We start from the raw sequence: 13,754 nt of genomic DNA on the forward strand, positions 1-13,754 counted from the left end.
CTCACATCTCCGCAATGGCAGTGACAAAATCATTCAGATAGCTGCGAGTTGAATATGCGCCATCATCGGGAACTTTGTCGAAACCGACGACAAAAATCACCTGGTGCCCCTTCGACGTCGACACCACGCCGGCAAGTGAAGAGACCTGCGAAAGAGAGCCCGTCTTCGCTTGCGCATTGCCAGCCACGACCTCGTCATTCAAGCGGTGTGCGAGGGTTCCCTGCACGCCCGCCCAGGGCAGGTTTCGGACCACTCGTGGCGCAACGGGCTGCGAGGCCTCGAAACCCTGGGAAAGAATTGCCGCCAAGGTCTTTGGCGCAATCCGGTCATTCGAGGACAGGCCCGAGCAATCCTCCAGCGAGAGCTGATCTGTGGGAATTCCGCGATCCGCCAAGGTCTTTTCAAGATTCTTGACCGCACCATCGAATGTCACTTCAGAGCCTGCCTGGCGCGCCGCAAAGTGACAATACTGGTCTGCAAGGGTGTTATCTGAGTGGTAGAGCATCCAGCGAATCTGCTCATCAAGGCTTGCGGACTGAACGGATGCAATCCGGTTCGCACCCTGCGGGGCTGCGCCTCGGACACCAAAATCGACGGAGATCCCCTGTTCACTGAGCTTTTGCGCGAAAACCTCCGCGACATTGGAGATTGAGTCGGGGTAGAACTCATTGGAGTTCGGGTAGGTGCGACCCGCATCGATCGCATAGGGAGCAAGCTGGCCTTCGTAGCTGGCAACCTGCTGTTCGCTCCACGAAGCGGGGCGCTTGCTGTCGGCAAAGAGCGCGGGAGCCGCGTGAAGTTCGACGTGAGAAATGCCCTTAGAGGTCAAGGCATTTGCCGTGTCTTTTGCAAGGGTTTCGAGGCCTGCGCGCCCGCTGACCTCAAGGGAATTGGTTCCCTCACCCAAAAGAAGGTCGCCTTCCCCTTCGAGGTAGATATCATCATCACTTTGCGCAACCGAAGTGGTCAGGTGCGCATTGGGGTCCAGGTGACTGAGAGCGGTATAGGCCGTGAGAATCTTGGTGATCGAAGCCGGGGTGTGCGCACTTTCCGCATTACTTTGGAAGAGCGTCTGACCATTGTTCGCGTCAACAACAAGTGCCCACGCGTTCCAACCGCCTTCTTCAGCTGCCGAGGCCGCAGGAGCCCACGCTTCTTGGAGTTGTTGGGCGCTGGGAGCTTGACTATCACTCTGCGACTGTGAAACATTCAATGTAGGAGCGGGTACAGCAGAGGCTGTGGGGGCTGCAGATGGTGCAGATGCTTGAGAAAGTGTGAAGATGCCGGGTGCGATATCATGCACATCTGCCACAAAATAGGCTGCGATCAGCACCGCGGCGCTAGTAGCGCCTACAATCGCAGCAGTAGTCCCGCGTCGCATGTGGGGATTGTCCTTCCATCAATGGTCTAGGAATAACCCTAATGCTTCGAGGGGTAGTAATACGTAATCGACATCCACGTGGTGGATCAACGACTCAACCAGTCAGGAGAGGCTCTAATGGAATTCGACGTGACCATCGAGATTCCTAAGGGAAACCGAAACAAGTACGAGATCGACCACGAAACGGGACGCATCCGTTTGGATCGTATGCTCTTCACCTCGACTCGCTATCCCGATGACTACGGCTTCATCGACGATACCTTGGGCGAAGACGGCGACCCCTTGGATGCGCTAGTTTTGCTTGAAGAGTCGACCTTCCCGGGCTGCGTAATCCGCTGCCGCGCACTGGGCATGTTCCGTATGCGCGACGAAAAGGGCGGTGACGATAAAGTCCTGTGCGTTCCCGCATCCGACCAGCGTGCAGCATGGCGTACCGAGATCGAAGACGTCTCAGAGTTCCACCGTCTTGAAATCCAGCACTTCTTTGAGGTCTACAAGGACCTCGAGCCCGGCAAGAGCGTTGAGGGCGCACACTGGGTTGGACGAGAAGAGGCCGAGGAAGAAATTCGTCGTTCCTACCAGCGCGCAGAAGAGCAAGGTTTCAACGCGCACTGATCGCTTAAACACTTTTTCAACGGGATTGGGCTGGTGTTCTCACGAACACCAGCCCTTTTCTGTTTGCAAAACAGACACACGAAGTCGGTAAATGACACAGGCTATAACCCGTGACATTCGCCGACAACATGTGTCGAGCCGCTTACCCCCACGCCCATCCCGGTTTCCACGCCGCTCACCACCCAGCCCCAGCCTCGTCTTCACTTCCCCTGCCACCCGGGCCCGGCCTCGTCCCCCCCTTTTCCCACACGAAGTCGGTAAATGACACAGGCTATAACCCGTGACATTTAGTGACTTCATGTGACTTTTCTAAGAAGACGAACGGGAGCAGCTACGCACTCAGCGCTACTCACACCAAGCAGCCAAGAGTTATCCATAGGGTGTACACGCAATCGGCGTTTTCCACAGATTTTTACGAAACTCTCCCTCTTGAACGCCGCTATTAAACACTGAGCAGATGGACGAAGAAGAGATAGAAGGGTGCGTACTCTCCCGATCAACACGAGAAGTTTATTTAGCACCAATAGACGGAAGTTCTCACTCACAAGTCAGGATAAAACGCGGCTTTATGCTGACCATTTCGTCGGGACTACCTCGGTGGGAAGTTAAGCAATACATTGATTGTGCACGTATTGCTTCTCTCGCACAATCACGAGATCCGCGGATCGTATTCGTCGGAACCAGCTCGCTTTGTGTCCAGGGAGTTCCACTGTGGTCAGCGAACCATGACATCACCTTTTGGTGTCCTCAGCCCTATCCAAATTCCACTCTCCCATCGGTGCGCTACTCAGGTTTCACCATTCCACGTGTAAAGGTGAGGAAACTGCGCAGACCTCCGCTGACAGATCACCGGTTAACTGAGAAAGGTGTTCAAGTAGAAGACAAATTGGATGCAGCTCTTCGCCTTGCAATGGGGTCGCAACACTTTGAGGCTTTTATAGCCATGTGCATGACACTGCACACCGAATCGGAATTCTCGCTACAGCGCATAGGGTCTTCACGTATCCGCGAGAATGACCTGCGCGAGGAGCTCATTCGACGATTGTCCGCTGCTCAGGAAAACGGCTGGAAGTATGGAGTATCCACTGCGAAGCTCATTGTGAAGAACGCAGATGCAGGATGCGATAACCCCGCCGAAGCGGCAATGCTCTACGCGATCCGCAGCATCTACAGTGGTCCTGTACTGACACAGTTCGAGATGAACGGTAGTGCAGGAAGATATTTCATCGATTTCGCTCTACCAGAGAAACGCGTCGCGATCGAATTTGACGGAATGAGCAAACTGGGAAGTACGAATGAGGACCTCTACCGCGCAAAACAACGATGGATTCGTAGAGAACAGAACCTGCGCGACTGCGGATGGAATGTCATTCGATACACGTGGGAGCAGCTAAAGACCCTGCCTCGCCTTCAGATCGATCTTGCCCAACGGCTCGACTTACTCGAGGCCATACCAACGACTTCTAGCCGGCTGTGGGATAAGGGGTATATCGATTAAGTATCCAGCGTCTTTCACCTGACGCGTCTCTCGATGGCCTTCCACATTCTCCTTGCGAAGTCGCTGCACCCACCCAACCTCCACACGTTATCGCCAAATGTCACAGGCTATAACGCATGACATTCACCGACTTCCTGTGGCAGCGAAGAACGAACAGCTTGTTGCGAAAGCAGCGAGAGCATCACGAGCAGCGCCCCGGCTACCTACACACGAAAGCTCTACGCTCGCCTAACCTCCACACGTTGTCGCCAAATGTCACAGGCTATAACGCATGACATTCACCGACTTCGTGTGCAATTAGATGAGAGCCATGCCAACTTCGTGTGACATTTAGGGATGAGCTGGCGGCACCCGATGCCACACAACCGCACCCCGAACAACCACAGCAACCGCGAAGTGCCCGCTTTACTTGAGCAGCGAGCACCTCACTTGAGCAGCGAGCACCTCACTTGTGCAGCAAGTGCCTTACTTGCGCATCAAGCCTTTTACTTGTGCGGCAGCCCCTTCGATTCAAGCCACTTCGACGCAATCGCGGAGGCAGACTGCGCCTCAACAGTCGACTGGCGGTTCATTTCCACCAAGTCTTGCGGTCCCAGTTGTTTCGATACGCGATTGAGCACCTCGCGCGCATTCGAATCCAAACGAGAAGACACAACCGGCACCACCCTCGATGCCAAGATCAATCCCTTCGGGTCATTCAAGATCTTGAGTTGTCCCTTCGCCAGCACCGGATCCGAGGAATAGATATCGACCAGCTGAACCTGGTTATTCTCTAAAGCCTTCACCGTCAGCGCACCACCGGAGTCTTCAATCGGAGTAAACCCAACCTTGACTCCGTACATGGACTCAAGCCCTTTGGGGCCGTAGGGACGTGTATCAAGCTCTGAATTTCCACCCAAAGTCACGCTAGGAAGACGCGATAAGTCGCCAATCTCTTGGAGCCCGTATTGATCCGCCAGAGCTGTCGTCACAACGTAGGAATCTTGATCAGCCGCCTCAGCCTGATCCGTGATGGAAAGGCCGTCAGGCATGACCGAGGCCAAGGCTTCGTAAACCTCGTCGGCTTGGGTCTGCGTGGCCTGGGGATTGAGATACTGCAGCAAGGAACCGGTGTATTCAGGGAAAACGTCGATTTTTCCCGAGGCAATTTCGGGCATATATACTTCACGCTGCCCAATGCGAAACTCTCGTTGAACGCTATAGCCGGCTCCTTCGAGAGCTTGCGCGTATGTTTCGGCCAAGATCTCATTCGAATAGTAGTCCTGACTTCCAACGACAATGGCGCCATCAGAACTTCGCCCTTCAAAGGTCGCGGTCGAACCGCATCCTGCTAGACCCACCAAGACACAGGCCAAACCAGCATGTACTACGGAAACTCGGAGTCGGCCTCGTGAAGAAAAACGGGGCAAAACGCTCACCACTCACCCACTTCCCCACCACCGAGGCGGCGGCTTGCTCGCGCCTGCAGGCGCCCAAAAAGAAGATCAACAATGAGCGCAATGACAACAACGACCAGCGCTCCGCCAATCATTTGACCGTAGTCCCGGGTTTTCAGACCGACATAGAGAAAGCGCCCTAAACCAAGGTTGGCCGTATAAGCAGCCAGGGTCGCTGTTGCAATTACTTGTAAAACCGCCGAACGAAGTCCGGTGATGATCAGTGGGGCACCCGCGGGAATCTCAAGTTGAGTGAGGATCTGCCTCTCAGTGAGTCCGATCGCTCGCGCAGCATCAGAGGATCCTTGGGCAGAGATCACTCCGGAATAGGCACCTGCAAGAATCGGCGGCATTGCCAGGGCAACAAGGGCAATAAGGGGCGCTTGCCAACCGATCCCTAACCACAATCCAATCAGGGTCAGAAGGCCAAGAGTTGGCACCGCCCTCGCGGCTCCCGTTGCGGTTAAAACAAGGTTTTTCCAGCGTCCTGTATGCCCGATATACACACCAATCGGTAGCGCAATCAAAGCGGAGATCAGGACAACGGCCACAACGAAAAGCACGTGCTGACCAGTCCGGACCAGGATTCCAGACGGACCCAGCCAATTCTGCCCCTCCTTTAACCACTCCACTGCTTCAAGGAGAAGATTCATCGCGCTCGCCTCCAGGGGGTCAGCACAGCCCCACAAGCAACTGCAAGGAGTTCCAATACCAGCGCCAGCCCAATGGTGAGAACCAACCCTGCAACGACCTCGATGGTAAGGCCTCGCTGGAAACCATCAGTGAACAAGGTTCCCAATGAACGCACGCCAATGAATGCTCCAACAGTCACCAATGAAACCGTCGATGTAATAACGACCCTGCTTCCCGCAACGATCACTGGAATTGCAAGGGGAAGCTCTACCGTGAAGAAACGGCGAAGTGGCGACATCCCAAGGGCATCAGCAGATTCGAGCACATCTTTGGGAAGCGCTGCGAAAGCCTGCGCGCACTGTCGAATCAGCACAGCCACACCGTAGATCGTCAAAACAATGACCATATTCATCCGCGAGCGCAGCGCAATCCCAAAAATCACAGGGATAACGACCAGAAGAGGAAGCGAAGGAACCGCGTAAAGAATTGAAAGAAAAGATAGCACCGGGCGTCCAATAATCTTTGAACGCTGTGCCCAAGCACCGACCGGGACTGCAATGAGGATCGAGGCGATAATCGCTGGTAAAGCAATCGCGAGGTGCGCACCGATCAGATCCCCAATCAGCGCCCACGAACTGGTCAGCCAATTCACGCGCGTTCCCCCTGGGCATCATTTCCCAAGTCCGCGGCAAGGGCGCGCGTATCGATTCCGCCGGGCACGCCTTCGAGGATGCGCTCTCGCTCGCTCATTGCCGAGGTTCCCAAGAAATCGCGTACAAAATCATCCGCAGGATTCAATAAGAGCTCACGCGGGGTCCCTTCCTGCACAATCTGCGCCCCCTCGCGAAGGAGTGCAATGCGATCTCCCAGAACAATGGCCTCGTCAATATCGTGAGTGACGAAGAGGATCGTGGTTCCTAAGGACTGTTGAATGCGACGGAGTTGGCGCTGGAGGTCCGAGCGGACCAAGGGATCTAGGGCACCGAAAGGCTCATCCATCAGCAGAATGTCTGCGCGGTTTGCCAAGGCCCGTGCAACACCGACGCGTTGACGCTGACCGCCAGAAAGCTGGGCGGGGTAGCGCTTCGCCATCGAGGGGTCGAGGCCGACGAGCTCCATGAGCGTGAGCGCATCTGCTCGCGCACTTGCCTTTGAAACGCCTTCTAGAAGCGGAATGGTTGCAATATTGTCAACGATTGTTCGATGCGGGAAAAGACCGCCGTCTTGAAGGACATAACCAATGGAGCGGCGGAGGGCGACAGGATCTTCATGCGTGACATCGCGGCCGCGGACTGTAACAGTTCCGGAAGTGGGAGTCACCATGCGGTTCACCATCCGCATGAGTGTTGTCTTGCCGCAGCCTGAGGTCCCCAAGAATACCGTTGTTGTGTGCGGGTCAATTGTTAAAGAAAAATCTTCAACCGCTTTCGTATCGGGTGAATATGTTTTCGACACGTGGTCGAAGGTGATCATGACATTCCTTATCGCGATGACGAAACGCTGGTGCGTCGTTGCCAATGTGTGGCGTCACCAAGGAAAACGACCATTCACGGGAACTTATTTCTTGTTTGCTCTAAGTTGAGCCAACTCACAAACGGATCTGATAAAACGAGGCCCGGGCGTCTTCCCCAAACGCCCGGGCCTACAAGAACTATTCAGTGAATGTCGTCATACCACGCGCACTGCGTAGGGCAGAACCGCGCTCCATCCATAGATCGAGGTGATTCGAACCGGAACACCGAAGGTCGGTGCCTCGATGATCTGGTTGTTACCCAGGTAGATCGCAACATGGTCGATGTTGCCACCATCCCAGTTCCAGAAAATCAGATCGCCGGGCTGGGCTTGACTGACCGGCACACGAGTGCCTTCCGAGTACTGTGCCTGCGACCAGTGGGTCAGGTAAATACCCTGCGAACGGTACGCCATGGTGACCAGACCGGAGCAGTCATAGCCGGGGCCTTCGCCAGCCCACACGTATGGCGCGCCGAGCTTACTCTTCGCCCAAGCGATGGCACCTGCAGCGGCATCGGAATTACCACCGCCACCGCCCGATGGGGTGTCATCGTCGTCGTCATAGCTGGCTGCCGGGGCAGGAGCTGGCGTGTACGAGTTCTGCTGTTCACGTGCGCGACGTGCGGCTTCGGCAGCTGCCTGCTGGCGTGCAGCCTCTGCTGCGGCAGCCTGGCGTGCGGCTTCAGCGGCTGCAGCCTGACGCTGCGCCTCAAGCTCGGCCTCGCGTTGATTAATCAGCTCGACGGTTGTGTTCTGCTTGCGCGCGAGCTCCTCAACCAGAGCATCACGGCGAGCAGCAGTCATGGCCTGCGCGTTACTTGCGTCGTTTGCAGCGCTCTGAGCCGCAGCGGCACGAGTTTCAACCTGCGCGGTTGCTTCCGCTTGCTTTGCCTGCGCCTGGATCGCAGCGTCGTTCATGACGTTTGCGACCTGCTCAAGCGCGGCAACCTTTTGCATTTTGACGTTCGCCGAGGCCGAGAAGGAGTTGAGCGTAGCCTGCTTGGTTTCGACCGTGCGCAGCCCGTCGGCGGAAAGATAGGGGGCGATGGAGTCAAGGGATGAACCGCCATCGCGGTATGCCGTCTGCGCGATCGAGGCGATCTCTTGCTTCCCCGCCTCGTAATCAGCCTTCGCTTTATCAGCATCCGCCTGCGCTTGACGCGCGGTCTGGGTCGCCTGTTCAAGCGAGTAGCGGGCACCGTTCAGCTCTTCCGCAGCACTCATGGCTTTCTGAAGTGCGACTTCAGCTTCGCTTTTTACGCTTGCAAGTTCTACTTCGATCTGAGCGACCGACATTTTTGCCGCATTTTCGGCTTCGCGGGCTCGTGCGATCTCTTCGTCACTGGGAGCTGCAAGAGCGATACCGGGAGTTGCTGCAGCGAGTGATGCAAATAGCGCGGTCACGCTGATTACGCGAATACCGCGGCGCTTTGTCTCACGTCTCACTGGTCCACCTGTCGTTGTACGCCGGGAGAAGGGCGTGCGTCGTCATATACAGCATTCGAGAGTAGTTCACTTAGGCAACATTCGCAACAACGTTTAACCGAAGCCACATAAATCACGATCGCAACATTTGTAACATTCACCCCAAATAACGATATCTTTCACACGAAAATCCACATAAAATCAATGCAGACCCCCAACACAGGAGTGAGTACAGTGGACGAAACCGAGCTCCCCGAGTCCCCAAGCAGCACCGATTGCTTCAACGGCCTCGTCGATGAGGCCGTGCTGGCCCCCTGGGGAGAAGAAGGCCCAGCCCCCGTTGGCCAGTGGCGGCGCGACGTCCTAGGTGAGGGCTACGAATCACGCACCATCCCCCTCATGGATGATGACGCAGGTCCTGTTGTTGCAACTTTGGTTCGCTACCAAGGTCACGCAGCTTCCTCCCCCTCCCCTCGTTTCATTACCCTGTACATTCACGGCCGCAACGACTACTTTTTCCAGCGCGAGCTGGCCCAAAATATCGCCGACTGTGCAGGGGCCTTCTACGCAATCGACCTTCGTAGGTATGGTCGTTCGCTACGCCCCGGCCAGCGCATGGGATTCATTTCGAACCTCAGCTTGTACGATGAGGAACTCGGAGAAGCTCTGGATCTGATCCGCGATGACTACCCCGACCTTCCACTTGTTCTTATGGGTCACTCAACGGGCGGATTGCTTGCAACACTGTGGGCAAATCGCCATCCCGGCGCAATCGATGGCCTGATCTTGAATTCTGCATGGCTTGAAATGCAGACAATGGCTTCCATGCGTTCAACCGTGGCTCCGATTCTTGAACGCATTGCCTCTCGAAATCCGATGTGGGCGGTTCCAGGAGGAGGCAGCGGCCGAGATAACTATGCACGTTCGCTCCACGAGGGCTGGAACTCGCTAGAGGCACCACTACCAGAATCTCTCAAGCCCTACGCCGACGATCCCGCTGTTCAGGGATGGGATTATGCGCTGGAATGGAAGCGTCCCGGCTCCTACCCCGTTTACGCAGCCTGGCTCGAGGCGATCCTCGAAGGCCACGACAGCGTTGCGACTTCGGTCAAATTGGATATTCCAGTGCTTTCGATGATGTCGACATCAAGTTTCTTCAGCGAAGAATTCACGCCAGAAACTTTTTCAAGTGACGTCGTCTTAGATCGGGAAGTCATCTTGGAGCGCTCATCGCGCTTAGGGCCACTGGTGACCATTGCCAGTTTCCCGGGCAAGCACGACCTGCTACTCTCTGACCCTCAGGTGCGCGCACGGGTCTACGAAACAATGGATCGCTGGATTAAGGCATTTATCTAATCGCGTGAGTACTCGCGAATGATCTCTCGGTTGACCTCTGCTAGGGACTCACCCAAGGTCGGGCCTTCTTCCCCACCCAGGTGCCACAACGTCCAACCGTTACCGGAAACACCAAAGTAGGAAAGCGCGTCCTGCGGGTTATCCCAGCTCTCTTCACCCGAGCGGAACAGGCCATCGGCTGTGAATTCACACTCTGCCTGAGGAACACCAACGATAATTGCGGGGACATCCTCGGCAATAATCTGCCCAAGGACACGCAGGGCAGCCGCATCACGCGAGAGGACAGGGATCCCCGCCTCGCGCGCAGCGCGGAGCTCTTCGCTTTCCTCTTCTAAGTCGTCGTCTCCATCTTCACCAACAACTGGCGCAGCATGATGATGCGAATCGCTGCCTTCGAGCACATGCTCGGCTTCCATTTCAGAAGCTTCCGGCTCTAAGGTCTCGGCGCCAGCTGCCTGTTGAAGGAGCTCTTCATCCTCGGGAAGGTAGTCGTCACTGTCGGGAGTCAAGGCCTCGGCCTCGGTAGGCGGCTCGGAAGCAACAATGTCAACGCCCGCTGTGGACTCAATGGTCACGGGGGCGGACACTTCGCGGATTGACGAGGCGATCGCGGGGACGTCGTCGGAGCGCCCCGTTAACAGGTGAGGAGCGTGCGCGTAGGTACGCGGGCCAACAGCATGCACTTCAAGGAAAGAACGCCCATTGCTCATCTCGCGCAGGCTCATTTCATGAACCTCAACACCGGAGGCAGCTAGAACCTCAAGCGCTGGACGAACGGCTGGATCAATGCGGCCAACAACCATGACCAGACGCGGCCCTGCTCCGGGCGAGGGTGGCATTGAATCGCGGAACTGAATCCACCCGGACTTGAAAGCTGCGACGCCTCCGGGATATTCACGAGCCAGATCCGACCAGGACAGCGCGGCAGTTCCAGCAAGGCGTGACAGGGACTGAATCAGCGTATCTGAGTCCAAGAAGTCAAGAATCTCGACCGAGACAACTTGACCCGAAGGATCAAGGGCGGTCAATCGAGGAGCTTCGTCTTCTGCGGAGCCATCGACAAAGGCCGAACCTTCGAAGGGGGAAATATCTCGCCAGGTGATGGGGAAAAGTGGGCGCGAAACAATCTCAAGCACCTGATTACACACGGCATCAACGATTTCGGGGGTCAAACCGTCGGATACTGAGCGGCCGAATTGGGCAGGGATCAAACGCCCCTCATCGAATTCAAAGAGAGCCATGAAGCTTCCAACCCCTCGCGCTGATGCTAGATGTGTTGATGAATGGTAGATGCGATCTGGTCTTATTGTTCCACAATCACGCCGAGGCGTGGACGAAGACGGGCCGGAGAAGTTGAGAGTAGTGACAGGTGACGGAGTGGATCGACATGCGAAAAGCGGGTCCGCAGCGTCCAGATCTGATACCGCAGTACCAGGGACGATGCGGACCCGCCCAAGCAGGCACGGTCTGTTAAGACCGGCTAAAAGGACTCATTCCCGCGAAGGATCACTTCGCCTCGACGGCTTCCTTTGCCTTCGAACGACGGTTGGAGAAAACCAATGCGTAGGCGCAAGCAGCACCAACAGCGGCCACGCACAGCGTGATCAGGAAGATGATGTGGTAGCCGGCCGCAGGATCTGCAGCGTGGGAATCAATGATGTTCGAGGTTGAGTAGTTCGCCCAGATGACAGGTGCGTAGACCAGGAAGGAACCAACCGACATTGCGGAACCATTGATGTCTTCAGGCAGGTGAAGCTCGGCGATCGGAGCAAGGATCACGGACTTACCCAAGAAGACGCCGAAGGCCATAACGATCAGGAAGATCATTGCGGGCCACATCATCGAATCCGAGACGGGGAGCATGTAAACCACACCCACACCGATAGCGATGACGGTCAGAGCGACAGCCATCATGGTGGTGGAGGACTTGAAGATGTAGTCAGCGAGAACGCCTGCAACCAGGCCAGCAATGATGCCGACGAAGCCGGTCGAAAAGATACCGAAGGTCGAGGCCTGAGCGGTGGAGGCCTGGTAGACGCGGGTCAGGTACGGTGCGGCGGAGTAAATCAGGTCGACGTAGCACCAGTAGACGCACATGCCTGCGATGCCTGCGAACCACACGCGAGGCTGGATCAGAACCTTGCCGAGGCCCACCAGGGCTGCGGTGTTCTTGGAGTGGCCCTCGGACTCTGCAACAGCGTTTGCGGGGACGAAACGGAGGATGGCGAAGATGTTCGGGATCAGCAGCAGGGAGTAGCCCAGGCCGAAACCAATCATGATGCCGTTAGCGTGAGTCGGGAATGCAGCAATGCAGGCGATGACGATCAGGTTCATGCAGAACTCGAGGCCACGACGGAGAGATTCAAGAAGACCCATGGCCAAGCCACGGCCCTTGGAGTCGGAATCGGAGGCCATGAAAGTGACGCCGTTCACGACGGCGGGCCAACCGATTGCGTCCCACACTGCCCAAGTAGCAGCAACAACAAGAAGGGCGGTGAGGTTCAAGTTGTAGCCCAGAATCGGGGAGAGCCACAGGAACAGGAAGGTCAGCAGTCGCCAAGAAGCGAAGGCGATGAGGATCTTGCGGATGGGGAAACGGTTGTTCACCCAACCTGCAGGAACGTACATGAACATTGCGAAGCCGAGGACGGTCATGATCTTACCGAAGTCAGCAACGCTGATGCCCAGTGCCTGGGTCACCGGGTCAAGCAGCGAACCCTTGAATGCCTCGAAGGAGACGTAGACCAGCTGGCCGGTCAACACGACAGTGAGGTAGCCGCCGATGCGGCCCTTCTGCATGAACTTAGGGAGGCGCGACTTTGTGCCTACTGAGGTTTCAGACATTTTGTTGAATTTACCTTTCGAGATTCACTCACTGAAGATGGGCAAAAGAGTCCGCAACATCGGTGAAGACACCGGTTGCGCCCCAATTGAAGAGCTCATGTGCTCGATCAATCGAGTTTACGGTCCACACGTTGACACCGAAGCCTGCCTCACGGAAGGCCTCAACCTTGGACTTGGTCAGACCGCGGTCCTCGGGGTGAATGTATGACGCGCCAACCAGCTCGAGCATGGACTTCCAGTCGTCGTAGAGAGCACAAGTCTCGTACAGGCAGCCCACTTCGTACTGAGGTGCGCGTTCCTTGATCTTCGCCAGCAACACGTGATTAAAGGAGGAGAAGAAAACCTCTCGTTCGGGGTCGAGTCCAGTCAACGCATCAAGAATCGAATCAATGAGGCGCATGGACATGGCGCCGCCGGCCTCATTTGACTTGATCTCAATGTTGGCATTCAGCCCACGGCGGTTGAGGAGCTCGATCAGCTGCTCAAGGGTGGGCAGGGGCTGTCCGGCGAATTCCGGAGAGAACCATGCACCAGCATCGATCGATGCCAGATCTGCCTTCTCGAGGCCGTAGTACGACCCGCTGCGATTGGTCGTACGATCAAGCGACGTGTCGTGGATGACGATTGGCGTACCGTCACCAAGGATGTCGACGTCAGTCTCGATCCAGGTGAGACCAGCATCTGCAGTCTTCTCAAAAGCTGCAAGACTGTTCTCGGGTGCGACACGGTTCAAACCGCGGTGTGCAAAAATGCGACGTTCCATAGAAGTTCACTGACTTCCTTGTCGAGGATGGACAAAACCTAAAGATCAGGGACTAATAATCCCCGATCTCCGCTGTTAATTATGTGACTGGCGTGTTCCAGTTTCATGCTTATAAATGTGTTCCCGCACACATATTCACATATCTGCTCAACGCGAACATCGATAACTAAACTATATTTGCGCAGGTCAGAAGCTATTACAAAGAAATTGCGCAGGACTTACCCAGCTTTCTGCACTTATGTGCAGAGCCCTCTGCACCTATGTGCGGATACATAGCTGTACTATTCGCCA

General features: G+C 55.9%; 12 protein-coding genes. 3 read left to right on the forward strand and 9 right to left on the reverse strand.

Going from position 1 to position 13,754, the window contains the following annotated elements; genetic code table 11:
* Position 1: 1 nt before the first annotated feature.
* The gene (gene dacB, locus RW023_RS01630) at positions 2-1,381 is read right to left on the reverse strand and encodes a D-alanyl-D-alanine carboxypeptidase/D-alanyl-D-alanine-endopeptidase (protein WP_315579582.1); all 1,380 of its coding nucleotides are present in this window, start codon (positions 1,379-1,381) and stop codon (positions 2-4) included.
* A gap of 117 nt (positions 1,382-1,498) precedes the next feature.
* On the opposite strand from dacB, the gene RW023_RS01635 reads away from it, so the two are divergent.
* On the forward strand, positions 1,499-1,996 hold the full coding sequence (locus tag RW023_RS01635; RefSeq protein ID WP_315579583.1) for an inorganic diphosphatase: 498 nt from the start codon (positions 1,499-1,501) through the stop codon (positions 1,994-1,996).
* Positions 1,997-2,945: 949 nt separating this feature from the next.
* A complete protein-coding gene (locus RW023_RS01640; protein ID WP_315579584.1) occupies positions 2,946-3,494 on the forward strand; it encodes a DUF559 domain-containing protein in 549 nt (182 codons plus the stop codon).
* 485 nt (positions 3,495-3,979) lie between these two features.
* On the opposite strand, the gene RW023_RS01645 is transcribed toward RW023_RS01640, so the two are convergent.
* From RW023_RS01645 to RW023_RS01665, 5 genes are all read right to left on the reverse strand, one after another.
* Positions 3,980-4,912, reverse strand: coding sequence for an ABC transporter substrate-binding protein (locus RW023_RS01645; protein WP_399499211.1), 933 nt, complete (start codon positions 4,910-4,912; stop codon positions 3,980-3,982).
* Complete coding sequence (locus tag RW023_RS01650) at positions 4,909-5,583, reverse strand: ABC transporter permease subunit (protein ID WP_315579585.1); 675 nt, start codon at positions 5,581-5,583, stop codon at positions 4,909-4,911. Before RW023_RS01650 ends, RW023_RS01645 begins: the two co-directional genes overlap by 4 nt.
* Complete coding sequence (locus tag RW023_RS01655) at positions 5,580-6,215, reverse strand: ABC transporter permease subunit (RefSeq protein WP_315579586.1); 636 nt, start codon at positions 6,213-6,215, stop codon at positions 5,580-5,582. Before RW023_RS01655 ends, RW023_RS01650 begins: the two co-directional genes overlap by 4 nt.
* The gene (locus tag RW023_RS01660; RefSeq protein WP_315579587.1) at positions 6,212-7,036 is read right to left on the reverse strand and encodes an ATP-binding cassette domain-containing protein; all 825 of its coding nucleotides are present in this window, start codon (positions 7,034-7,036) and stop codon (positions 6,212-6,214) included. Before RW023_RS01660 ends, RW023_RS01655 begins: the two co-directional genes overlap by 4 nt.
* Before the next feature lie 195 nt (positions 7,037-7,231).
* Positions 7,232-8,521 carry a C40 family peptidase gene (locus RW023_RS01665; protein WP_315579588.1) on the reverse strand — a complete coding sequence of 430 codons (1,290 nt, stop codon included), beginning with the start codon at positions 8,519-8,521 and terminating at the stop codon, positions 7,232-7,234.
* A gap of 183 nt (positions 8,522-8,704) precedes the next feature.
* Here RW023_RS01665 and RW023_RS01670 point away from each other — a divergent pair, with 183 nt between their 5' ends.
* A complete protein-coding gene (locus RW023_RS01670; protein WP_315579589.1) occupies positions 8,705-9,856 on the forward strand; it encodes an alpha/beta hydrolase in 1,152 nt (383 codons plus the stop codon).
* On the opposite strand, the gene RW023_RS01675 is transcribed toward RW023_RS01670, so the two are convergent.
* The 3 genes from RW023_RS01675 to RW023_RS01685 form a co-directional block, all read right to left on the reverse strand.
* Positions 9,853-11,097 (reverse strand): hypothetical protein, encoded by a 1,245-nt coding sequence (locus RW023_RS01675; protein ID WP_315579590.1) that lies wholly within the window; start codon positions 11,095-11,097, stop codon positions 9,853-9,855. The genes RW023_RS01670 and RW023_RS01675 overlap by 4 nt on opposite strands.
* A gap of 265 nt (positions 11,098-11,362) precedes the next feature.
* Complete coding sequence (locus RW023_RS01680; RefSeq protein WP_315579591.1) at positions 11,363-12,700, reverse strand: MFS transporter; 1,338 nt, start codon at positions 12,698-12,700, stop codon at positions 11,363-11,365.
* A 28-nt stretch (positions 12,701-12,728) separates the two neighbouring features.
* Entirely contained in the window at positions 12,729-13,463 is a 735-nt protein-coding gene (locus RW023_RS01685) for a glycerophosphoryl diester phosphodiesterase (protein ID WP_315579592.1), read from the reverse strand.
* Positions 13,464-13,754 lie beyond the last annotated feature (291 nt).

The organism is uncultured Actinomyces sp. (assembly GCF_963542285.1).
Lineage (GTDB): Bacteria > Actinomycetota > Actinomycetes > Actinomycetales > Actinomycetaceae > Pauljensenia.

Excerpts from the sequence above, each read along its gene's own strand:
- dacB (WP_315579582.1), bottom strand. The coding sequence starts at position 1,381 with ATGCGACGCGGGACTACTGCTGCGATTGTAGGCGCTACTAGCGCCGCG.
- RW023_RS01635 (WP_315579583.1), top strand. The coding sequence starts at position 1,499 with ATGGAATTCGACGTGACCATCGAGATTCCTAAGGGAAACCGAAACAAG.
- RW023_RS01640 (WP_315579584.1), top strand. The coding sequence starts at position 2,946 with ATGACACTGCACACCGAATCGGAATTCTCGCTACAGCGCATAGGGTCT.
- RW023_RS01650 (WP_315579585.1), bottom strand. The coding sequence starts at position 5,583 with ATGAATCTTCTCCTTGAAGCAGTGGAGTGGTTAAAGGAGGGGCAGAAT.
- RW023_RS01660 (WP_315579587.1), bottom strand. The coding sequence starts at position 7,036 with ATGATCACCTTCGACCACGTGTCGAAAACATATTCACCCGATACGAAA.
- RW023_RS01670 (WP_315579589.1), top strand. The coding sequence starts at position 8,705 with ATGCAGACCCCCAACACAGGAGTGAGTACAGTGGACGAAACCGAGCTC.
- RW023_RS01675 (WP_315579590.1), bottom strand. The coding sequence starts at position 11,097 with ATGGCTCTCTTTGAATTCGATGAGGGGCGTTTGATCCCTGCCCAATTC.
- RW023_RS01680 (WP_315579591.1), bottom strand. The coding sequence starts at position 12,700 with ATGTCTGAAACCTCAGTAGGCACAAAGTCGCGCCTCCCTAAGTTCATG.
- RW023_RS01685 (WP_315579592.1), bottom strand. The coding sequence starts at position 13,463 with ATGGAACGTCGCATTTTTGCACACCGCGGTTTGAACCGTGTCGCACCC.